We start from the raw sequence: 20,843 nt of genomic DNA on the forward strand, positions 1-20,843 counted from the left end.
CCGTCAAGGGGAGCACCTGAACCACGTGTATCGCGCCCCATCCGCCCGGGTTTGCGCAAGCCCGACAACCCCTGCCTTCGCCCTTGTGCCCTTATTCGTTGTCGCCCCCCAGCACGGAGCCCAGCAGGCCGCCTGCGCTCAAGCCCCCCAGCAAGCCCCCCTCTTCGCGGCCGCCACCACCGGTTTGCGGCGCCGCAGCAAAGATGCGTGACGCCAGGCGAGAGAACGGCAGGCTCTGCAACCAGACATGCCCCGGGCCGGTCATCTTGGCCAGAAACACGCCTTCGCCACCGAACAGGGCCGTCTTGATCTTGCCCACGTACTGGATGTCGAAATCCACGCCGGTGGTGTAGGCCACCACGCAACCAGTGTCCACCAGCAGGGTTTCGCCAGCCTTCAGTTCACGGCGCACCACGGTGCCGCCGGCATGCACAAAGGCCATGCCGTCACCCTCGAGCTTCTGCATGATGAAGCCCTCGCCACCGAAGAAACCGGTGCCCAGCTTGCGCTGGAACGCGATGCCCAGCGACACGCCACGCGCCGCGCACAGGAAGGCGTCTTTCTGGCAAATCAGGGTACCGCCCAGCTGCTTGAGGTCCATGGGCAGGATCTTGCCCGGGTAAGGCGCCGCAAATGCCACGCGCTTCTTGCCGCTGCCCTGGTTGGTGTAGATCGTGGTGAACAGGCTCTCGCCCGTGATCAGGCGTTTGCCCGCACCCAGCAGCTTGCCGAAGATCCCACCCTGCTGCTGGGAGCCATCGCCAAACACCGTATCCATGTCGATGCCCGCTTCCATGAACATCATGGAACCCGCCTCCCCGATGGCGGCCTCGCCCGGGTCCAGTTCCACCTCGACGAACTGCATCTCGGCGCCCTTGATTTCAAAATCCACCACATCCATGGCCATATCTGTGTTCTCCGTGTTGTCAAGACCCCGGCAGTGCGGGATTCACACGCCGCGTTGCATGCGGGAGAATCCAGCACACTAAAAAAACTGTGCAGGGGTACCATGAGGGAGGATTTTGTCCGACTTCCGGACATCATGTTGCGACCAAGCAGTTTCACGCCGCAATGCCTCACTTCGAACCCCTGCACCTGCCCACACTGACACTGGTCATCGGTGTCGTGCTGTTCATGGCCGCCGCGATCATGACGCTGGTGGGGGTCACGCAACGCACCTACCGGGGCTACTGGTTCTGGACGGCGGCGCAATGGGCCAACATGGTCAGCGCCCTGTGCCTGCTGGTGATTGCGGATCATCCCTGGCTGATCCCCGTCTCCGTGATCCTGTCGCTGCAGTGGCCGCTGACCATGCTCGCCGGCATGCGCCAGTTCTACATCCGCAGCAATTTCCGCACACCCCCCATGACCGACCTGGCCTTGTTGCTGGGCGGTTTCGCCTTGTACATCTTCATCTGGCGCCAGAACCCCAACGATGTGGGCGCGCGCGTGGCCACGTTCAGCTTCGTGAACATCGCTTTCTACCTGTACACCGCCTGGCAAGTGCATTCCATCCGGGACTGGCGTCAGAGCCCCTACCTGAAGGCGATCCTGTTCTTCCTCATCGTCGCCGTCTTTTTCCAGATCCCGCGGCTGCTGGCTGCGCTCGGCAGCTGGGGCGTGCCCGTGGCGGACGCCAACCACATCCAGCAACCCATCGTGCTGATCGGCCTGGTCGCGGCCGTGATGTTCTCGGTCTACATGTGCCTGCTGCTGACCTACGAGCGCACCGAGCAGGACCTGCGTGAATCCCACCGGCAGCTGCGCATCATGGCGGACTTCGACATGCTCACGCAGGTCCCCAACCGCCGCCACTTCAACGAAATGGCCGCGCAAACGCTGCGCCTGAGCCCCCCCGGCTCGTCGGCGCTCATGGTGTTCAACATCGACCACTTCAAGCAGGTCAACGATGAGAGCGGCCATGCCGGTGGCGACGAGGCGCTCAAGCTGGTGGCCAGCAGCGCCCGCAAGATCCTGCGCAGCCGCGACCTGGTCGGGCGCCTGGGCGGTGACGAGTTCGTGGCCCTGCTGCCCAACACCACCATCAACGATGCCCTGCACGTGGCCGACCGCATGGTGCGCCAGGTGGACCAGGGTCGCACCTCGCTGCAACAGCGCCCCTTGAGCCTGAGCTTCGGCGTGGTGCAGATCCAGCCAGGCGAGACCTTGCCTGATGCCACCCACCGCGCCGATCAGGCCTTGCAGGAGGCCAAGCGCCAGGGCCGTGGCCGTGCCGTGGCGGCCGAGCAGGAAGGCGAAGAAGGCGTGTTCACCACCGTGCGCACACTGGGCATCAACGAAGCCTGAACCAGGCCTGCCGCTTCACAGGCGACAATCCGCCCCATGTCAAAGTTCGATGTCGTCGTGATCGGCGCGGGTGCCGCCGGTCTGTTCTGTGCCGGGGTGGCCGGCCAACGTGGCCTGAGCGTCCTGCTGCTGGACCACGCCAGCAAGGTGGCCGAAAAAATCCGCATCTCCGGCGGTGGCCGCTGCAACTTCACCAACCGTGAAGTCACCCCGGCCAACTTCCTGAGCGAGAACCCGCATTTCTGCCGCTCGGCCCTGGCCGGCTTCACGCCCCAACACTTTCTGAGCCTGATCGAGCGTCACGGCATCGCCTGGCACGAAAAACACAAGGGCCAACTGTTCTGTGATCACAGTGCCAACGACATCATCCAGATGCTGCTCAAGGAGTGCGATGCGGGTGGCGTGGTTCGCCGGCAACCGTGCGCCGTGCAGGCAGTCCGGCCTACTGGCGATGCCAGCGGTCAGCGCGCGCGTTTTGAGCTGGACACCGACGCGGGCCAGGTCGAAGCTCACCAGGTGGTGATCGCCACAGGCGGCCTGTCCATTCCCAAGATCGGCGCCACCGACTTCGGGCAAAAGCTGGCTGCCCAATTGGGACACCGCATCGTGCCGCTGCGCCCTGCCCTGGTCCCCCTGACCTTCTCCGCAGCCCAATGGGCACCATTCGTGTCGCTGGCGGGCGTCTCTCTGGAGGTGGAGATCAGCACCCCCACGGCGACACCAGAGGGCGGCAAACGCAAGAAGGCCTTGCCCACCACCTTCCTGGAAGACCTGCTTTTCACCCACCGCGGCCTGAGCGGCCCGGGCGTGCTGCAGATTTCCAGCTACTGGCAACCAGGCCAGGCGCTGACCATCAACCTGGCACCCCAGCGAGATCTGGCCGACAGCCTCAAGCAAGCCAAGACCGGCTCTCGCAAGCAGCTGTCCACGCAATGGGGGCTGGCCCTGGGCGACGCCGTGCCTCAGCGTCTGGCCCAGACCTGGTTGACGCAACAAGCATCGTCCCACCCAGCCCTGAAGCCCGACGCAGCCCTGGCCGAGCTCAAGGACAAGGATCTGGACGCCCTGGGCCAAGCGGCCAACGCCTGGTCCATCACACCCGACGGCACCGAGGGCTACGCCAAGGCCGAAGTCACCGCTGGTGGCGTGGACACCCGTGACCTCAGCTCCCGGACCATGGAGAGCAAGCTGGTGCCCGGCCTGCACTTCATCGGCGAGGTGGTGGACGTGACCGGCTGGCTGGGCGGCTACAACTTTCAATGGGCCTGGGCCAGCGCCATGGCCTGTGCCCGAGCGCTGGAGCCGTCCGCAGCGCCACAACAGGATTAAGATGCCGGCCTATGAGCAGCACGCACTTCGGTTTTCAGCAGGTTGACGAGTCCCAGAAGGCACAACGCGTTCGCGGTGTGTTTGACTCGGTCGCCGGCAAGTACGACATCATGAATGACCTGATGTCGATGGGTTTGCATCGCCTGTGGAAGGCCTACACCATCGCCGCCAGCGGCGTGCGTGAAGGCCACAAGGTGCTCGACATCGCGGGCGGCACGGGCGACCTGTCCGAAGCCTTCGCCAAGCGCGTGGGCGCCACCGGCATGGTCGTGCACACCGACATCAACGAAGCCATGCTGGCCACCGGCCGCGACCGCCTGCTCAATGCCGGCATCGCCCTGCCCACCACGCTGTGTGACGCTGAAAAACTGCCCTTCCCCACGGGCACCTTCGACATCGTCACCGTGGCCTTCGGCCTGCGCAACATGACGCACAAGGACCTGGCCCTCAAGGAAATGTGCCGCGTGCTCAAGCCAGGCGGCCGCCTGCTGGTACTGGAGTTCTCCAAGGTCGCCAAGCCGCTGGAAAAGGCCTACGACTGGTACTCGTTCAAGGTGCTGCCCAAGCTGGGCCAGTTCATCGCCGGCGATGCAGCCAGCTACCAGTACCTGGCTGAATCCATCCGCATGCACCCCGATCAGGCCACGCTCAAGGGCATGATGAAGGAAGCCGGCTTCGGCCATGTGGACGTGCACAACATGACCGGCGGCGTCGTGGCCATGCACATGGGCATCAAGTGCTGATGCCCGCTGCTGGCGTCAGTCCTGATCGCCCCTGATCAGGACTGCCCCAGCAGATCGCCCTTGAGGCTGCGGTCCGAGGGCCGCTCACCCAACCAGATCTTGAGCAAAGCGCGGTAGAAATCCTCGCCGGCAATGTCCCTGCCCAGGGGCTTGCCACCCATGGTCACGCGCGTACCGATGCCAGGCAGGTAATCCAGCTGGATCTGCGAGCCCTTGGTGGCCTCGCCCGCGTTGCGCATGGCCGCTTCCAGCGCATCCAGCCTTGGCTGCAGGCTCAGGCGATCCGCCTGGCTCACGTTGTCATTGATGCCCTGCATCAGCGCCTCGGTCAGCTTCTCGGCCGACACATCGCGCAACATCACGATGCGGATGCTCTTGGGCCCAGGCTGATTGATGATCGCCGCCGAGGTGGTGTCCTTGCGTGGCACGTACAGGCCCACGGCGTACACCTTGATGATCATCTTGACGCGCACGCCCGCGCCATTGAGCACCAGGGCTTGATTGCCCAGACTGGTCTGATCATCGAAATGCACACCCGCCACATCGTGTGCGGCACAGCACGGCGTCGCCAGGGTGGAGGCCATCATGAAGGCCAGCGCGGCGGCCATCGACTTGAGTCTGTTCATCACGAGTCAGGGTAAAGCATCATCTGGTCGGACTTGAACTGACCACCCTCGCGGTCCGACATATCGAGGGTTGGCTGCCGCAAGGCTTCAACGCCTGGACAACACACCGAATGTTACATTAACTCTGCAACATCAGGTCGTTATCATGGGCGGCCGTACCGTTATCCGACTATCGATGCCTGCCCTTCCTGCCAAAAATTCACGCCCCCGCCCCGCCGCCCGCGTGCCCGCAGACGGCAGCGAAATGACTGTCGAAGCACTTTCGGCACGAACCGGGGTCAGCGTCCGCAACATCCGTGCATACCAGACTGCCGGCCTGATGCCACCGCCCAGGCTCCAGGGCCGCCTGGGCTTGTACGACGTGGAACACCAGGGCAAGCTTGAACTCATCCGCGACCTGCGGCAACAAGGGTTCCGGCTGGAGGCCATCAAGGGCATGCTTGAAAAGACGCCCGAAGGTGCCTGGAGCGAATACTCGCTGATCAGCGAGTTGTTCTCAACCACGTTTTTCACAGTCGAGGCCCCCAAGCGCAAAGCCATCAAGGAAATGGCGGCACATTGGCACACCACGGCCACGCCCGAACAGAAAGAACGGCTGGCCCGCAACGGGCTGTACCGCCCCATTGGCGACGACGAGTTCGAAATGCTCAGCCCCGCGCTGGAGCGCATCGGCATCCAGCTGGCTGATCTGGGTGTGCCGCTGGACACCGTGCTGGACTTGCAGGATTCGCTGATCAAGCACACGCGGGCCATTGCCAAGTCCTACGTAGAGGAACTGTTCCTGACCATGGCGCAGGCCCTGGCGGAGGCGCACCGCGAGGCCAAGAAGCAAGGCACGGTCGTGGACCCCAAGGTGGTGGAGAGCATGAAGGGCTTGTTCGAGCGCCTGCGGCCTCTGGCGATTGGCTCGGTGAGCGCCGCGTTTCCGGTGGTGCTGCAGCAGGAGTTTGATCGCAGCATTCAGAAGCAGTTGAAGGGGCGGTAGGCGCGACCGCGGCTCGCGTCAGGCTGCACAGCCTTCGCACGGGTCAGGCGCCCTCTTGCACCCATGAAGAGCGCCATGGCGACGCTGCCTGCAGCACTCAAGCCTGTACAGCCTCGCCTGTCGCAAAAAAGGCGCCGCCCGCCACATGGTGCAGGCTCCTCTGCGCGTCGTGCTCGAAGTGCCAACGCCCCTCACTGAACACTGCAGGGTCGGCCCAGGCTGCCACTACCTCTGCCAGAAACAGGTCATAGCGCCCAGCCATCGCCGGCTCGGGCAGTAAACGGCATTCCAGCCAGGCCAGGCACCCCTCCACCAATGGCGCGGCCACCAGGCTGGCCGGTGCAGACCGCAGCCCACAGGCCTCGAACTTGTCGTCCACATCACGCCCAGACTGGTTGCCTGCAGCCACCACCTGATGAACCAGCGCCACAGGCGGCACAGACAGCACAAACTCGCCCGAGGCTTCGATCAAGGCCCCCGTGTAGGTCTGCTTGTCGATGACCACAGCTACCTTGGGTGGGTTGAAGTCCAGCGGCATGTTCCAGGCGGCCGCCATCACGTTGCGACGCCCCTCGTGGGCCGCACTGACCAGCACCGTAGGTCCATGGTTCAACAGCCTGTAGGCCTTGGCCAGCTCCACCGCCACCCGGTGCGTTGGCTGAGGGGCTGCCTGCTCAACTTGTTGCGTAAGGGTGGAGGTCATAGTGCTGCTTGCGCTCACGTGTGCTGATCAAGCGCACATCATGCAGCAAGGGCAGCCAAGACTGGCTGGGCCCAGAAACACGAAAGGGTCAGTAGGCAAAACCTACTGACCCTCGTGATTTCTTGGTCGGGGCGGCGGGATTCGAACTCGCGACCCCTTGCACCCCATGCAAGTGCGCTACCAGGCTGCGCTACGCCCCGACAAGACTTAAACTATAGCATGGCTCTTCGCGTTTTTCGAGCCACACTGGATTTTTTTGTCATCAAGACAACAAATCGCGGATGGACAGCAGCGCCTCGCGCAGCGCCATGACCGAGTCCGGGCTCAGTTTGTCCAGATCAGGCAAGGCTGGGCTCATCCAGGCGGCATCGGCCATGGCCGGCGCGCTGGCCTGCAAGGCGCGCACGGCACGCCCATCCGAAGGCAGGCTGTGAGCCAGCATGCCCGCCGGCACGCGAGGCGCTGTCTCCGCAGGGCTCGCTGGCAACTCATCCGCACCATCGAAATCGTCATGAGCGGGTGCCATCACGGTCATGTCCGCCAACTGGTTGCGGGCGCCACTGATGGTGAAGCCCTGCTCGTACAGCAACTCGCGAATGCGTCGGATCAGCAACACCTCATGGTGCTGGTAATAGCGACGGTTGCCGCGGCGCTTCATGGGCTTGAGCTGGACGAACTCCTGCTCCCAGTAACGAAGCACATAAGGCTTGACCAGGCACAACTCGCTCACCTCACCAATGGTGAAGTAGCGCTTGGCAGGAATAGGCGGCAAGGCGCTCTCGACGCGGTCCATGGCTCCCATCGCAGACTACAGTTACCTGATCTTCTCGGAAAATCCCGATCCAAATCAACAGGATCGAGAAAAGGTTTCAGACTTTACTCCAAGTCTTCACCAGATGGAATGTCACCTTGCACCATGCCTTTGAGCTTCTGGCTCGCATGGAAGGTCACCACGTTGCGTGCCTTGATGGGAATGGCCTCGCCCGTACGCGGGTTGCGCCCCGGGCGCGGCGCCTTGCGGCGAATCTGGAAGTTGCCAAAGCCCGACAGCTTGACATCGGTGCCCTGCACCAGGGTGTCGTTCACCAGTTCGAAAAAGGCCTCGACCATGTCCTTGGACTCGCGCTTGTTGAGGCCCAGGCGCTCGAACAGCATGTCGGCCAGTTCGGCCTTGGTCAGGGTCGGGGTCTCGATGGTGGGCAACAGCACCGTCAGATCACTGATCTTGTCATTCATGTCCACAGGCCCTCCCCGGCCTCAGGCTCGAACACGTGCACCGACTTCGCTGGCCAACGAGGCCAGCACGGCCTTCATGGCCACGTCGATGCGCTCGTCGGTCAAGGTTTGCTCATCATCGCGCAATTCCACGCGCACAGCCAGACTGCGCTCGTTGTCGGCCATGCCGGCCACGGGTGCCTTGGGCTTGTAGATGTCGAACAGGCGGGCACCGCGCACCAAGCCCTCGCTCGGGGCCTTGGTGATCGCGCCGATCAGGGCATCGTGCGCCGTGCTGTCGGTCACCACCAGGGCCAGATCGCGGTACACAGACTGCATCTTGGGCACGCTGGTGAAAGCCGGCACCGCGCGCTGCGTCAGCACATCGGCATCCAGCTCGAACAGCACCGGGGCCAGAGGGAGGTCATAGGCCTGGCGCCACTTGGGGTGCAATTCGCCCACGAAACCCACGGCCTTGCCCTCCACCACCACCTGGGCACAACGGCCGGGGTGGAAGGCGGGGTGCTCGACCTTGATGAACTGTGCCTGGCGCGGGGCGAGCAGTGCTTCCACGTCACCCTTCACATCGAAGAAGTCCACGTTGCGAACCGCCTGCCCCCACTGCAAGGTATCGGCCGGGCCATAAGCCAGGCCGCTGACACGCACGGGCTGGTCGAAGCCGGCCACAGTCTGGTCACCGTCCTGCACGGCGGCATCTCGCTTGAACACGCGACCCACTTCGAAAATACGCACCCGGTCCGCCTTGCGGGCCAGATTGGTCTTGAGGACTTCAACCAGGCTGCCGATCAGGCTGGAGCGCATCACGGCCAGAGGGCTGGCGATCGGGTTGAGCACGCGGATAGGCTGCGTGTTGCCGGCAAAGTCGGCTTCCCACTTTTCTTCGACGAAGCTGAAGGTGATGGCTTCCTGGTAGCCACGCGCGGCCACAGAGCGGCGCACGGCATACAGGCTGCGCCGGGCTTCGGGGCGAACATGTGGTACCACAGGCGCCTTGGGCGCACGCTTGGGCAGCTTGTCAAAGCCGATCACGCGCACCACTTCTTCGATCAGGTCTTCCTCGATCTGGAGGTCGAAACGCCAGCTCGGTGGCACGACCACCAGGTGCGTGTCGCTGCCCTTGGCCTGAGCGGTGAAAGGCAGATCCAGGCGCATGAACACCTGCTCGACCTGCGTCAGCGTCACCGGCATGCCGATGACCCGTTGTGCACGGGACAGACGCAAGGTCACAGGCTTGCGCTCAGGGCGTTGCAAGGTCTGGTCATCCAGCGGGCCGGCCTTGCCGCCGCAGATGTCGATGATCAATCGCGTGACGCGCTCGATGTATTGTGCGGTCGGTGCCGGGTCCACGCCGCGCTCATAACGATGCGAGGCATCGGTCGAGAAGTTGTAGCGTCGAGCACGGCCTGCAATGGCCTTGGGCCACCAGAATGCGGCCTCCAGGTAGACATTGCGGGTGTCGTCACCCACGGCAGTGGCGTCACCGCCCATGATGCCGGCCAATGACTCGACCTGGCCACTGCCATCGGCGATCACGCCCACCTGTTCGTCCAGCTTGACGGTGTTGCCATTGAGCAGCTTGAGCTCTTCACCCACCTTGCCCCAGCGCACGACCAGTTCGCCCTTGATCTTGTCCAGGTCGAACACATGCGAGGGCTGACCCAGCTCGAACATCACGTAGTTGGAGATGTCCACCAGCGCCGACACCGAACGCTGGCCACAACGCGCCAGCCGCTCGACCATCCAGTCCGGCGTCTTGGCCTGCGGGTTCACGCCCTGAATGACACGGCCACCAAAACGGCCGCACAGGTCTGCAGCCTCCACAGTGACCTTCAAGCGCGCATCGATTTCGGGCTTGACGGGAGCGATCTCCGGGTCAATCAGGGGCGAGCCGGTCAAGGCAGCCACTTCACGGGCGATGCCATACACGCTCAGGCAATGCGCCAGGTTGGGCGTGAGCTTGAGCGTGAACAGCGTGTCATCCAGCTTGAGGTGTTCACGGATGTTCTGCCCCAGCGGTGCGTCTTCAGCCAGGATGTGCAGGCCGTTCGACTCCTCGGACACACCCAGCTCGCGCGCCGAGCACAACATGCCCTGGCTTTCCACGCCACGCAGCTTGCCCAGCTTGATCTTGAAGGGCTTGCCATCGGCACCCGGAGGCAGCTCGGCACCCACCGTGGCGCACGGTACCTTGATGCCCGGGCGCACATTGGGCGCGCCACACACGATCTGCAGCACGCTGCCGGTACCGGCATCCACCTTGCACACGTTCAGGCGATCAGCATCGGGGTGCTTGGCCACTTCCAGCACCTGGGCCACGACCACGCCAGTGAACGGCGGCGCCACGGGTTGCAGCTCTTCCACTTCCAGGCCAGCCATGGTGAGCAAGTCGGCCAGTTGCTGCGTGGTCAGGTCGGGGTTGCAGAAGCTGCGCAGCCAGGACTCGGGAAATTGCATGTCAGTGATCCTCGGGAATCGGTATCTATTCGGTTTGACCGTGAGCAGGCATCAGGCAGCGCGTGGCGCAGACGGGAAGTCCGCATCCAGCACCACGCGATAGCGGGCCTTGCCGGCACGCAGGTGCTCCAGCGCATCGTTGATGCGGCTCATCGGGAAATGTTCGGTTTGCGGCTCGATGCCATGGCGTGCGGCGAATTCGAGCATGGTGTCAATGTCCTGGCGCGAGCCGGTGGGCGACCCCGACACGCTGCGCTGGCCACCAATCAAAGGGAAGGCTTCCACTTCCATCGGCTGAGGCAGGATGCCGACCAGATGCAGGCGGCCATTGGGCGCCAGCGTGCTCATCAGCGCCCTCCAGTTCAACATGACGTTGACGGTGACCAGCACCATGTCCAGGCGGCCAGCGATCTGCTTCATGGACTTGGCATCCACACTGGACACCACGTTGTGCGCCCCCAGCTGCAAGGCCTCTTCGCGCTTGGACTCGCTGGACGTGAAGGCCGTGACCTCACAGCCCCAGGCGCGCGCAAACTTCAAGGCCAGGTGCCCCAGCCCACCAATACCGACCACGCCCACACGGTGCGTCGGCTTGATGCCAAAGTTCAGGAAAGGCGAAAACACGGTGATGCCACCGCACAGCAGCGGGCCCGCCTTGGATGGATCCAGCTTTTCAGGGATGGGGCAAGTCCACAACCAATGAGCGCGCACGCGTTCGGCAAAACCACCGTGATGCCCCACGATGGTCGGCACACCGGCACGGCACAACTGCGGCTCGCCGCCCAGGCAGCTCTTGCAGGACATGCAGCTGCCCGCCATCCAGCCGATGCCCACGCGCTGCCCCAGCTTGAGCCCCTTGGTGTTCGAGCCCAAGGCCACCACGGTCCCGACCACCTCGTGCCCCCCAACGATCGGATACGCCGAAAAGCCCCATTCGTTGTCGATCAGGGACAGGTCGGAATGGCACAGGCCGCAGTGCTCGACGCGGACCTCAACCTCTTCAGAACCAAGCGGGCCGGCGTCGTACTCGAAACGCTGCAGAGGCTTGGAGGCCTCCTGCGCAGCCCAGGCATGAACAGTGGTAGGCGAGTTGGTCGATGTGGTCATGACGGGCAATCCTTCTCAATGGCTGATACGGGCGCAAGGCATCACACAGGGCTCACTGGCGTGGGGGCCAGCCAGCACCTTACTGGAACTGCTGCAAAAAGCGCAGATCGCCTTCGTAGAACAGGCGCAAATCATTCACGCCATAACGCAGCATGGTCAGGCGATCCGGCCCCAGGCCAAAGGCAAAACCGATGTACTGCTCGGGGTCCAGGCCGAAATTGCGCACCACGTTAGGGTGCACCTGCCCCGCCCCGCCGACTTCCAGCCAACGCCCCTTGAGCGGGCCCGACGAGAAGGCGATGTCGACCTCGGCCGAGGGCTCGGTAAACGGGAAGAAGGACGGGCGGAAGCGGATGTCCAGCTCGTCCGTTTCGAAGAAGGTGCTGAAGAAATCGCCCAGCACGGCCTTCAGGTCGGTGAAGCTGACCGACTCGCCGATCCACAGGCCTTCGCACTGGTGGAACATGGGCGAGTGCGTGGCATCGCTGTCCACGCGGTAGGTGCGGCCCGGCGCAATGACGCGGATCTCGGGCATGCGCTCACCCTTCGCAATCAGCTCAGCATGGCGCTTGACGTGCTGCACGGCATAACGCACCTGCATCGGGCTGGTGTGCGTGCGCAGCAGGTGACCGCCTTCCACGTAGAAGGTGTCGTGCATGGAGCGCGCAGGATGGTCTTCCGGCGTGTTCAAGGCCGTGAAATTGAACCAGTCGGCTTCGATTTCCGGGCCATCGGCCACGGCAAAACCCATCGAACCGAAAATGCCTTCGATGCGCTCGATGCTGAGCGACACGGGGTGCAGACCACCCTCACCACGACGGCGCCCCGGCAGGGTCACATCCAGGCTTTCTGCCTGCAATTGCGCGGCCAGCTCGGCATCGGCCAAGGCCTGACGGCGTGCATTCAAGGCGGCCTCGACCTGTTGCTTGGCCTGGTTGATGGCCGCGCCACGGGTCTTCTTCTCTTCGGGGCTGAGCGCCCCCATGCCCTTGAGCAACTCGGTCACGCTGCCGGACTTGCCCAGGAAACGCGCCTTGGCGTTTTCAAGGTCGGCGGGGGTGGACGTAGCTGCAAACGCCTCTTGGGCGGAAAGCACCAGGGCCTGAAGATCGCTGTTGGGGTCGGTCATGATCTTTTGTCGAAAAAAAAGGCCAACACGATGTTGGCCTTTAGTTCACCGGCCGTGAAGCCGGCGCAGCATCTTGCTGTCTGCTCTTTATCAAGCAGCCAGTTGAGCCTTGGCCTTTTCAACGATGCTGGCAAAAGCAGCGGGGTCGTTGACAGCCATGTCAGCCAGCACCTTGCGATCGATTTCGATCGAAGCCTTCTTGATACCAGCAATGAACTTGCTGTAGGTCAGGCCCAGTGCGCGGCTACCGGCGTTGATACGTGCGATCCACAGACGGCGGAACTCACGCTTCTTGGCACGGCGGTCACGGTAGGCATATTGACCTGCCTTCATGACGGCTTGCTTGGCGATGCGGAACACGTTCTTGCGGCGACCACGGAAACCCTTGGCCAGGGCGAGAACTTTCTTATGACGAGCGCGGGCTGTTACACCACGTTTGACGCGAGGCATGGATTACTCCTTCGGCGTGAAAACTAAAACCAGATCGAGACTTGCTTGCTTTGTCGACAGCCGATTACAGGCCAGCGAAAGGCAGCATCTGAGCCATGTGGCCCATGTTGGTCTCGTGCACGTTCACAGCACCACGCAGGTGACGCTTGTTCTTCGTGGTCTTCTTGGTCAGGATGTGACGCTTGAAGGCTTGACCGCGCTTGACGGTACCACCCGGGCGAACGCGAAAACGCTTCTTCGCACTGCTCTTGGTCTTCATTTTGGGCATGTTCTGCTCCTTTTAAGTTGTTCCCGCCAGGCGCCGCGAATACCACTTTCGCGTCTTGATGGCCTGCAGGCACTTTGAATCGGGAAACGGCGACCAAACCGCAACCCGTTGCTGACACAGCGGGCTCACACCCACGCATCAGTCTTTTTGACGCCCCACGCCTCACAGCGAAGGGCGAAACTCAGCATTGTAGAAGAAATTTCAGCCCTTTGGCTTATTTCTTCTTTTTCGGGCCCAGCACCATGATCATCTGGCGGCCTTCCAGCTTGGGCATGTTCTCGACCACCGAACAATCGGTCAGGTCATCACGAACACGCTCCAGCAGCCGCATCCCCAGCTCCTGGTGGGTGATTTCACGACCACGGAAACGCAGGGTCACCTTGCCCTTGTCGCCGTCTTCCAGGAAGCGTCGCAGGTTGCGCAGCTTGATCTGGTAGTCGCCTTCATCCGTACCTGGGCGGAATTTGACTTCCTTGACTTCGATGACCTTCTGCTTGAGCTTGGCATCGTGAGCCTTCTTCTGCTCCTGGTACTTGAACTTGCCGTAGTCCATCAGGCGGCAGACAGGCGGATCCGCCGTGGCAGCCACTTCCACCAGATCCACGTCCGCTTCGCCGGCAAGGCGCAGCGCTTCCTGGATGCTGACGATACCAAGGGGTTCGTTCTCCACGCCGTTCAGACGGACTTCGGGAGCCATGATTTCACGATTCAGCCGGTGCTTGCGCTCGTCATTGCGCGTACGGCGGTCAAAGAAGTTAGCGATGTCGAATTCCTTTTGGCAACGGGCTGTTTCGCTCAACCCGCACCGGTTAACCTTGATTCACGCCCTGACAAACCTGCTGGCGCGTGCTTGACCCTTAACGACTGGGGAAAAGCACGCTCCCGCCTCAGGCCTTGCTGGCGATGTCTTGAGAGATCTTCTGGGAGAAGTCATCGAGTGACATCACACCGAGGTTCTGGTTGCCCCGGGCGCGCACGGCGACGGTGCCATCAGCCTTCTCCTTGTCACCGACAACGATGAAGTACGGCACCTTCTGCAACGAATGCTCGCGGATTTTATACGTGATTTTTTCGTTTCGCAAATCCAACTGGACCCTAAGTCCTTGTTTCTGCAGCGATTTGGCGATCTCTTGAGCGTAATCAGCCTGCGCGTCGGTGATATTGAGGACCACCGCCTGCACCGGCGACAGCCAGACCGGCAGAGAACCCGCGTGCTGCTCGATCAGGATGCCGATGAAACGCTCCAGCGAACCCAGGATCGCACGGTGCAGCATCACGGGGTGCTTGCGCTCGCTGGTGTCGGCCACGTACTCCGCATTCAGACGCTGGGGCATGGAGAAATCGACCTGGATGGTGCCGCACTGCCAATGGCGGCCGAGCGCATCCTTCAGCGTGTACTCGATCTTCGGGCCATAGAAGGCGCCATCACCGGCTGCAATGGTGAACTCGCTGCCCGTGGCGCGCAGGCTCTCCATCAAGGCGCTCTCAGCCTTGTCCCACACCTCGTCAGAGCCAATGCGCGCCGCGGGGCGTGTGGCCACCTTGTAAATGATGTCGGTGAAGCCAAAGTCCTTGTAGACGTTTTGCAGCAAGGCCGTGAAAGCCACGCACTCCGGCAGGATCTGGTCTTCGGTACAGAAGACGTGGCCGTCGTCCTGCGTGAAGCCTCGCACACGCATGATGCCGTGCAGACCACCCGAGGGCTCATTGCGATGGCACTGGCCGAACTCACCGTAACGCACCGGCAGATCGCGGTAGCTCTTTATGCCTTGATTGAAGATCAGGATGTGACCAGGGCAGTTCATCGGCTTGAGCGCGTAGTCGCGCTTTTCCGACTCGGTGGTGAACATGTGGTCGCGGTACTTGTCCCAGTGGCCGGTCTTCTCCCACAGCGTCTTGTCGATGATCTGCGGGCCCTTGACCTCCTGGTAGCCGTTGTCGCGGTAGATCTGGCGCATGTACTGCTCCACCGCCTGCCACACCGTCCAGCCCTTGGGGTGCCAGAAGACCACGCCCGGCGCGTGATCGTCGATGTGGAACAGGTCCAACTCACGACCCAGCTTGCGGTGGTCGCGCTTCTCGGCCTCTTCCAGGCGAGTCAGGTAGAGCTGCAGGTCGTCCTTGGTGGTCCAGGCCGTGCCATAAACGCGCTGCAATTGCTCGTTGCGGTGGTCACCGCGCCAATAGGCGCCCGCCACCTTCATCAGCTTGAAGTGCTTGAGCTTGCCGGTGCTGGGCACGTGCGGGCCGCGACACAGGTCGGTGAAGGCGCCTTCGGCATACAACGACACATCCTGGTCAGCCGGAATGCTCTCGATGATCTCGGCCTTGTAGTGCTCACCGAGGCTCTTGAAGTAGGCCACGGCCTCATCGCGCGGCAACACGCGGCGCTCGACCTTCTCGTCCTTCTTGGCTAGCTCACCCATCTTCTTTTCGATGGCCTCAAGATCCTCCGGCGTGAAGGGACGCTTGTAGGCGAAGTCGTAGTAGAAGCCGTCCTCGATGGTCGGGCCGATGGTCACCTGCGCATCAGGGAACAGCTCTTTGACGGCATAGGCCAACAAGTGGGCCGTGGAGTGGCGAATGATGTCCAGGCCATCCGCGTCCTTCTCGGTGATGATGGCCAGCTGGGTATCCGCCTCAATGCGGTAGCTGGTATCCACCAGGCGGGCAGCATCGCCCTGCCCCACACGGCCCGCCAGCGCGGCCTTGGCCAGGCCAGCACCGATGGACCCGGCCACCTCGGCAACCGTCACCGGCCCGGGGAATTCACGCCTGGAACCATCGGGCAATTGAATCGAAATCATGATGCTCTCTCAGCTTGTCTATGTGGATGCCCGCCACCAACTGGCAAAAGCAGGCAACAAAAAAGCGCGGTGGTTGCCGCGCTTTCTGGTGTCAGTGCAAAAACAATTACATGGGCGAAAGCAGCGGCCAGCCGACTAGACCTCGGTCGAGGTGAAAGTGGTGGTCGTCGTTCGCGGTGTCATAACCGTTGATGCCTTTCCCGATTCTTACCAATTGTCTGCACGGAAGTCGCCTGCCTCAACAGGCGTGTTCTTCGCATTGTAGCCAGCAATCGTGACAACACCAGCCACTCAACAACCCGCCGCCCTCTTGCGGGACTGGGTATCACGAACGCGCGCGGCCAGCACATCCATGTGCGCCGCATCGCCTCCTGTGCGCTGGGCCTGATTCAACTCACTCAGTTCAGTTGCCAGGGTAGAGCACGTGGTAGCCTTGGTAGCCGCCTTTCTGGCCGCGACATCCTCCACTTGAGGCTGCGCGCCCGCAGATGCCACACCAACACCACCCGACGGCACCTGATTGCCAATGCCCCCGGCAGCGCTGGGCTGCTGCACCTTGCTGGCAGCCTTCAGCAGCGCCGCAGCCTCATTGGCCTGATCCATCTCCTTGACGCAATCTGCCTCGATCGCACGGCGTACATCCAGCGAAGAGCCCCTGCGTCCGTACACATTGCGGGCCAGACCGACGTCTGCCCCCGGCTTGGTCAATTGCTCATCCAGCGTGCGACCCGACTCTTTTTCCCACATCAGCTTCTGCGCCGCCGTGCCACGAGCCGCACACACAGGATCAATCGACGCCGCGCCCACGCTTTGCCCTGCGGCCTGCCGGACATGACTCCCGACAGGCTTGCTCTCCACCCCAGCGCAAGGCCGATCCTGGTAGGTTGCTCCGCAGCGATACATGGTTTGCGCCTGAGCCGAGGCCGAAACCAGCAGGCCCGCCAGAGTCACCACCGCAAAACGCGACACCGAAAATGAATCAAACATGAGCACTCCCATCATGAATATCAAGCCATTCTAGGAATGCCCCAAGGCGCCAATCGCAAAAAAAACGGCGCCCGAAGGCGCCGTCTTGATGTGCTGACTCAGCAAACAGGCTCGTTCGAAAACGAGGCCTGCCGCGATCAGTGGAACTGTTCTTCTTCGGTCGAGCCGGTCAGGGCCTTCACGGAAGACGAACCACCTTGGATCACGGTGGTCACGTCGTCGAAGTAGCCAGCGCCCACTTCTTGCTGGTGCGACACGAAGGTGTAACCCTTTTCGCGAGCAGCGAATTCGGGCTCTTGCACCATGTTGGTGTAGTGCTTCATGCCTTCGCCGCGAGCGTAAGCGTGGGCGAACTGGAACGTGTTGAACCAGTTGATGTGGATACCAGCCAGCGTGATGAACTGGTACTTGTAGCCCAGGGCCGACAGGTCTTCCTGGAAGGAAGCGATCTGCTTGTCGTCCAGGTTCTTCTTCCAGTTGAAGGAAGGCGAGCAGTTGTACGACAGCAGCTTGCCAGGGCAAGCGGCGTGCACGGCTTGGGCGAATTCGCGGGCGAAGCCGATGTCAGGCACGCCAGTTTCACACCAGACCAGGTCAGCGTAAGGAGCGTAAGCAACGCCACGGCTGATGGATTGCTCCAGGCCGTTCTTCACGCGGTAGAAGCCTTCTTGAGTGCGTTCGCCAGTCAGGAAAGGCTTGTCGTTTTCGTCGTAGTCGCTGGTCAGCAGGTTGGCGGCTTCAGCGTCGGTACGAGCCAGAACGATGGTGGGCACGCCCATCACGTCAGCAGCGAAACGAGCAGCGATCAGCTTTTCGATGGCTTCGCGGGTAGGAACCAGCACCTTGCCACCCATGTGACCGCACTTCTTCACAGCGGCCAGCTGGTCTTCGAAGTGAACGCCAGCAGCACCTGCGGCGATCATGTTCTTCATCAGTTCGAAAGCGTTCAGAACACCACCGAAACCGGCTTCAGCGTCAGCAACGATCGGCAGGAAGTAGTCAACGAAACCTTCGTCGCCGGGGTTGATGCCACGCGACCATTGGATTTCGTCAGCACGCTTGAACGTGTTATTGATACGACGAACCATCGTGGGGACGGAGTCGTAGGCGTACAGCGACTGGTCGGGGTACATGGTTTCGGAGGTGTTGCCGTCAGCGGCAACTTGCCAACCCGACAGGTACACAGCTTCCAGGCCAGCCTTGGCCTGTTGCATGGCTTGACCAGCGGTGATCGCGCCGAAAGCGTTCACGTAGCCCTTCTTGGCTTCGCCGTTCACCTTCGCCCACAGCTTTTCAGCGCCGTTCTTGGCCAGGGTGTACTCGGGCTGCAGGCTGCCGCGCAGGCGCACGACGTCAGCAGCGGAGTAGCCGCGCTTGACAAGCTTCCAACGGGGGTTTTCGGCCCAGTCTTTTTCCAGGGCGGCGATTTGCTGTTCGCGGGTGAGTTTCGTCATGACGAGATCTCCGGGGGTTGGTAGGGAAGTACTTGAAAACCCGCGATTCTACGTTGCTTTGGCCGACTTGGCAAAGACTTATGTCTTATATAAGACCCAACCCTTCATACGCGGGGTGAGTTCATGCCAAAAAGTTTGACGCAAAAAGGCAACAAGCCCGTAGGACCGCATCAAAAGACCGGTTTGCACCCTGTTGCGCAAGGGCTAGCCCCGAGTCGATTTGTCATTTTTTACGCGCAAAGTGAGCAGCGCAACGCCCCAAAAGCGTACAAACATAAAGCCAACGAACCGCGACAAGGAGAAGAACATGGATCTGAATCTCGACGCCTTCTGGATGCCCTTCACGGCCAACCGGGACTACAAGCAAGCCCCTCGCCTGCTCGCCAAGGCCAAGGACATGCACTACTGGACACCAGAAGGTCGACAGATCCTGGACGGCACAGCAGGCTTGTGGTGCGTCAACGCTGGCCACTCGCGCCCCCGCATCGTCGAGGCCATCGCGCGCCAGGCCGCCGAGATGGACTTTGCTCCGCCCTTCCAGATGGGCCACCCGCTGGCCTTCGAACTGGCTGATCGCCTGACCAGGTACACACCTGCAGGCCTGAACCGGGTGTTCTTCACCAATTCAGGCTCGGAGTCGGTTGAAAGCGCCCTGAAGATCGCCCTGGCCTATCACCGGTTGCGCGGCGAATCGCACCGTACCCGCCTGATCGGGCGCGAGCGCGGCTATCACGGGGTCAACTTTGCCGGCACAGCGCTGGGTGGCATGGGACCGAACCGCAAGATGTTCGGCAGCAGCCTGTCCGGCGTGGACCACATGCGCCATACGCACGACCTGGCACGCAACGCCTTCACAAAAGGCCAACCAGAGCATGGCGCCGAACTCGCGGACGATCTGGAACGCCTGGTCACGCTGCATGACGCCTCCACCATCGCCGCCGTGATCATGGAGCCGATGGCGGGCTCGACGGGTGTGCTGCTGCCGCCCAAGGGCTATCTGCAGCGCCTGCGGGACATCTGCGACAAGCATGGCATCTTGCTGATTTTCGACGAGGTCATCACGGGTTTCGGCCGCCTGGGCTCGCCATTCGCCGCACAGCATTACGGCGTGACGCCCGACATGATCACCGCAGCCAAGGGCGTGACCAACGGCACCATCCCCATGGGCGTCGTGTTCGTCAAGCAGGCCATCCACGACACCTTCATGCAGGCGCCTCCTGGCATCGAGTTACCCCACGGCTACACCTACTCGGGCCACCCCATGGCCTGCGCCGCGGCACTGGCCACGCTGGACACCTATGACGAAGAAGGCCTGCTCACACGCGGCCAGCAGATGCACGCCAAGATGGAAGCCGCCGTGCACAGCCTCAAGGGCTTGCCCAATGTGGTGGACATCCGCAATACCGGCATGGTGGGCGCCATCGAATTCGCGCCGCGTGCAGGCGCTGCACCGGGCCGCCGTGCTTTCGAGGTCTTCCTGGGCTGCTGGGAAGAAGGCGTGCTGCTGCGTGCCGCGGGTGACAACATCGCCATCTCCCCGCCTTTGATCGCCACCGACAGCCACCTGGACCAGATCGCGTCGACCCTTGAAAAGGTGATCAAGCGCGTCGCCTGATCTCGCCCGCACCAAAGAAAAAGCCGCCCTGCTTTCGCTGGCGGCTTTTTTCATGCGCAAGGCACCTCGCAAGGCGCCCTGCCCGATCCATTCAGATCAATGCTGCTTGGCAAACGCAGCCAGACCGGTGGTCACTTCAGCCTTGGCGGCGTCGATGCCATCCCAGCCGGTGACCTTCACCCACTTGCCGGGCTCCAGATCCTTGTAGTGCTCGAAGAAGTGCTTGATCTGCGACACCAGCAGCACGGGCAGGTCTTCCAGCTTCTGGATGTCCTTGTACATGGCGCAGATCTTCTCGGTGGGCACGGCCACGAGCTTGGAGTCGCCGCCGGCTTCGTCTTCCATCTTCAGGATGCCCAGAGGGCGGCAAGGGATGACCACGCCAGGCTGCAGGGGGAACGGCGTCACGACCAGCACGTCAACGGGGTCGCCGTCGGCTGCGATGGTTTGAGGCACGTAGCCGTAGTTGCAGGGGTAGTGCATGGCCGTACCCATGAAACGGTCGACGAACACCGCGCCGGTTTCGTGGTCGATCTCGTACTTGATCGGATCGGCGTTGGCGGGGATTTCGATGATGACGTTGAACACGTCGGGCGCCTTGGCGCCGGCAGGAACGTTGAGCAGGCTCATGATGGATTGATCA

General features: G+C 62.2%; 20 protein-coding genes and 1 tRNA gene. 5 read left to right on the forward strand and 16 right to left on the reverse strand.

All coding sequences use genetic code 11. From position 1 onward, the window contains the following. Positions 1-91 precede the first annotated feature (91 nt). Positions 92-907 (reverse strand): TIGR00266 family protein, encoded by an 816-nt coding sequence (locus tag JY96_RS03130; protein WP_035034865.1) that lies wholly within the window; start codon positions 905-907, stop codon positions 92-94. Between the two features lie 164 nt (positions 908-1,071). Between JY96_RS03130 and JY96_RS03135 the strand changes: the two genes are divergently transcribed. The 3 genes from JY96_RS03135 to ubiE are packed head-to-tail and all read left to right on the forward strand — an operon-like array spanning position 1,072 to position 4,379. Beyond that, positions 1,072-2,307, forward strand: coding sequence for a GGDEF domain-containing protein (locus JY96_RS03135; protein ID WP_035034867.1), 1,236 nt, complete (start codon positions 1,072-1,074; stop codon positions 2,305-2,307). A gap of 36 nt (positions 2,308-2,343) precedes the next feature. Further along, complete coding sequence (locus JY96_RS03140) at positions 2,344-3,636, forward strand: NAD(P)/FAD-dependent oxidoreductase (protein ID WP_035034870.1); 1,293 nt, start codon at positions 2,344-2,346, stop codon at positions 3,634-3,636. Positions 3,637-3,647: 11 nt separating this feature from the next. After that, positions 3,648-4,379 carry a bifunctional demethylmenaquinone methyltransferase/2-methoxy-6-polyprenyl-1,4-benzoquinol methylase UbiE gene (gene ubiE, locus JY96_RS03145; protein ID WP_035034873.1) on the forward strand — a complete coding sequence of 244 codons (732 nt, stop codon included), beginning with the start codon at positions 3,648-3,650 and terminating at the stop codon, positions 4,377-4,379. A 35-nt stretch (positions 4,380-4,414) separates the two neighbouring features. On the opposite strand, the gene JY96_RS03150 is transcribed toward ubiE, so the two are convergent. Further along, on the reverse strand, positions 4,415-5,005 hold the full coding sequence (locus JY96_RS03150; protein ID WP_035034876.1) for a chalcone isomerase family protein: 591 nt from the start codon (positions 5,003-5,005) through the stop codon (positions 4,415-4,417). Between the two features lie 244 nt (positions 5,006-5,249). Here JY96_RS03150 and JY96_RS03155 point away from each other — a divergent pair, with 244 nt between their 5' ends. Next, complete coding sequence (locus JY96_RS03155; RefSeq protein ID WP_161784230.1) at positions 5,250-5,990, forward strand: MerR family transcriptional regulator; 741 nt, start codon at positions 5,250-5,252, stop codon at positions 5,988-5,990. A gap of 97 nt (positions 5,991-6,087) precedes the next feature. On the opposite strand, the gene JY96_RS03160 is transcribed toward JY96_RS03155, so the two are convergent. The 13 genes from JY96_RS03160 to aceA all read right to left on the reverse strand — a co-directional run bounded on the left by JY96_RS03160 (position 6,088) and on the right by aceA (position 18,585). After that, positions 6,088-6,693, reverse strand: a complete 606-nt coding sequence (locus tag JY96_RS03160) for a flavin reductase family protein (RefSeq protein ID WP_052162081.1) — start codon at positions 6,691-6,693, stop codon at positions 6,088-6,090. Between the two features lie 123 nt (positions 6,694-6,816). Continuing rightward, positions 6,817-6,893 (reverse strand) — tRNA-Pro (locus JY96_RS03165). Positions 6,894-6,955: 62 nt separating this feature from the next. Further along, positions 6,956-7,486, reverse strand: coding sequence for a MerR family transcriptional regulator (locus JY96_RS03170; protein WP_035034881.1), 531 nt, complete (start codon positions 7,484-7,486; stop codon positions 6,956-6,958). Between the two features lie 83 nt (positions 7,487-7,569). Beyond that, positions 7,570-7,929: an integration host factor subunit alpha gene (locus JY96_RS03175; protein WP_052162082.1), complete on the reverse strand. Its 360-nt coding sequence runs from the start codon at positions 7,927-7,929 to the stop codon at positions 7,570-7,572. Positions 7,930-7,950: 21 nt separating this feature from the next. Then, positions 7,951-10,383, reverse strand: a complete 2,433-nt coding sequence (gene pheT, locus JY96_RS03180) for a phenylalanine--tRNA ligase subunit beta (protein ID WP_035034883.1) — start codon at positions 10,381-10,383, stop codon at positions 7,951-7,953. A gap of 51 nt (positions 10,384-10,434) precedes the next feature. Beyond that, the gene (locus tag JY96_RS03185) at positions 10,435-11,490 is read right to left on the reverse strand and encodes an NAD(P)-dependent alcohol dehydrogenase (RefSeq protein ID WP_035034885.1); all 1,056 of its coding nucleotides are present in this window, start codon (positions 11,488-11,490) and stop codon (positions 10,435-10,437) included. 79 nt (positions 11,491-11,569) lie between these two features. Then, complete coding sequence (gene pheS, locus JY96_RS03190) at positions 11,570-12,619, reverse strand: phenylalanine--tRNA ligase subunit alpha (protein ID WP_035034887.1); 1,050 nt, start codon at positions 12,617-12,619, stop codon at positions 11,570-11,572. Positions 12,620-12,709: 90 nt separating this feature from the next. Further along, positions 12,710-13,069 (reverse strand): 50S ribosomal protein L20, encoded by a 360-nt coding sequence (gene rplT, locus JY96_RS03195; RefSeq protein ID WP_035034889.1) that lies wholly within the window; start codon positions 13,067-13,069, stop codon positions 12,710-12,712. Between the two features lie 64 nt (positions 13,070-13,133). Continuing rightward, positions 13,134-13,337: a 50S ribosomal protein L35 gene (rpmI, locus tag JY96_RS03200; RefSeq protein ID WP_009517525.1), complete on the reverse strand. Its 204-nt coding sequence runs from the start codon at positions 13,335-13,337 to the stop codon at positions 13,134-13,136. Positions 13,338-13,551: 214 nt separating this feature from the next. Next, positions 13,552-14,100 (reverse strand): translation initiation factor IF-3, encoded by a 549-nt coding sequence (gene infC, locus JY96_RS03205; RefSeq protein WP_035041004.1) that lies wholly within the window; start codon positions 14,098-14,100, stop codon positions 13,552-13,554. Between the two features lie 124 nt (positions 14,101-14,224). Further along, a complete protein-coding gene (thrS, locus tag JY96_RS03210) occupies positions 14,225-16,144 on the reverse strand; it encodes a threonine--tRNA ligase (protein WP_035034893.1) in 1,920 nt (639 codons plus the stop codon). Positions 16,145-16,435: 291 nt separating this feature from the next. Beyond that, positions 16,436-17,155, reverse strand: coding sequence for a hypothetical protein (locus tag JY96_RS03215; protein ID WP_152606343.1), 720 nt, complete (start codon positions 17,153-17,155; stop codon positions 16,436-16,438). 113 nt (positions 17,156-17,268) lie between these two features. Beyond that, positions 17,269-18,585: an isocitrate lyase gene (gene aceA, locus JY96_RS03220; RefSeq protein WP_035034899.1), complete on the reverse strand. Its 1,317-nt coding sequence runs from the start codon at positions 18,583-18,585 to the stop codon at positions 17,269-17,271. Positions 18,586-18,892: 307 nt separating this feature from the next. Here aceA and JY96_RS03225 point away from each other — a divergent pair, with 307 nt between their 5' ends. Next, complete coding sequence (locus JY96_RS03225) at positions 18,893-20,200, forward strand: aspartate aminotransferase family protein (protein ID WP_035034902.1); 1,308 nt, start codon at positions 18,893-18,895, stop codon at positions 20,198-20,200. Positions 20,201-20,296: 96 nt separating this feature from the next. On the opposite strand, the gene ppa is transcribed toward JY96_RS03225, so the two are convergent. Further along, on the reverse strand, positions 20,297-20,830 hold the full coding sequence (gene ppa / locus JY96_RS03230) for an inorganic diphosphatase (protein WP_035034904.1): 534 nt from the start codon (positions 20,828-20,830) through the stop codon (positions 20,297-20,299). Positions 20,831-20,843 lie beyond the last annotated feature (13 nt).

It is taken from the genome of Aquabacterium sp. NJ1 (genome assembly GCF_000768065.1).
Taxonomy (GTDB): domain Bacteria; phylum Pseudomonadota; class Gammaproteobacteria; order Burkholderiales; family Burkholderiaceae_C; genus Aquabacterium.

Coding starts and splice junctions, on each gene's coding strand:
- JY96_RS03175 (WP_052162082.1), bottom strand. CDS start 7,929: ATGAATGACAAGATCAGTGATCTGACGGTGCTGTTGCCCACCATCGAG.
- pheS (WP_035034887.1), bottom strand. CDS start 12,619: ATGACCGACCCCAACAGCGATCTTCAGGCCCTGGTGCTTTCCGCCCAA.
- rplT (WP_035034889.1), bottom strand. CDS start 13,069: ATGCCTCGCGTCAAACGTGGTGTAACAGCCCGCGCTCGTCATAAGAAA.
- pheT (WP_035034883.1), bottom strand. CDS start 10,383: ATGCAATTTCCCGAGTCCTGGCTGCGCAGCTTCTGCAACCCCGACCTG.
- JY96_RS03170 (WP_035034881.1), bottom strand. CDS start 7,486: ATGGACCGCGTCGAGAGCGCCTTGCCGCCTATTCCTGCCAAGCGCTAC.
- ppa (WP_035034904.1), bottom strand. CDS start 20,830: ATGAGCCTGCTCAACGTTCCTGCCGGCGCCAAGGCGCCCGACGTGTTC.
- aceA (WP_035034899.1), bottom strand. CDS start 18,585: ATGACGAAACTCACCCGCGAACAGCAAATCGCCGCCCTGGAAAAAGAC.
- JY96_RS03150 (WP_035034876.1), bottom strand. CDS start 5,005: ATGAACAGACTCAAGTCGATGGCCGCCGCGCTGGCCTTCATGATGGCC.
- thrS (WP_035034893.1), bottom strand. CDS start 16,144: ATGATTTCGATTCAATTGCCCGATGGTTCCAGGCGTGAATTCCCCGGG.
- JY96_RS03135 (WP_035034867.1), top strand. CDS start 1,072: ATGCCTCACTTCGAACCCCTGCACCTGCCCACACTGACACTGGTCATC.
- JY96_RS03155 (WP_161784230.1), top strand. CDS start 5,250: ATGACTGTCGAAGCACTTTCGGCACGAACCGGGGTCAGCGTCCGCAAC.
- JY96_RS03185 (WP_035034885.1), bottom strand. CDS start 11,490: ATGACCACATCGACCAACTCGCCTACCACTGTTCATGCCTGGGCTGCG.
- rpmI (WP_009517525.1), bottom strand. CDS start 13,337: ATGCCCAAAATGAAGACCAAGAGCAGTGCGAAGAAGCGTTTTCGCGTT.
- JY96_RS03225 (WP_035034902.1), top strand. CDS start 18,893: ATGGATCTGAATCTCGACGCCTTCTGGATGCCCTTCACGGCCAACCGG.
- JY96_RS03160 (WP_052162081.1), bottom strand. CDS start 6,693: ATGACCTCCACCCTTACGCAACAAGTTGAGCAGGCAGCCCCTCAGCCA.
- ubiE (WP_035034873.1), top strand. CDS start 3,648: ATGAGCAGCACGCACTTCGGTTTTCAGCAGGTTGACGAGTCCCAGAAG.
- JY96_RS03130 (WP_035034865.1), bottom strand. CDS start 907: ATGGCCATGGATGTGGTGGATTTTGAAATCAAGGGCGCCGAGATGCAG.
- JY96_RS03140 (WP_035034870.1), top strand. CDS start 2,344: ATGTCAAAGTTCGATGTCGTCGTGATCGGCGCGGGTGCCGCCGGTCTG.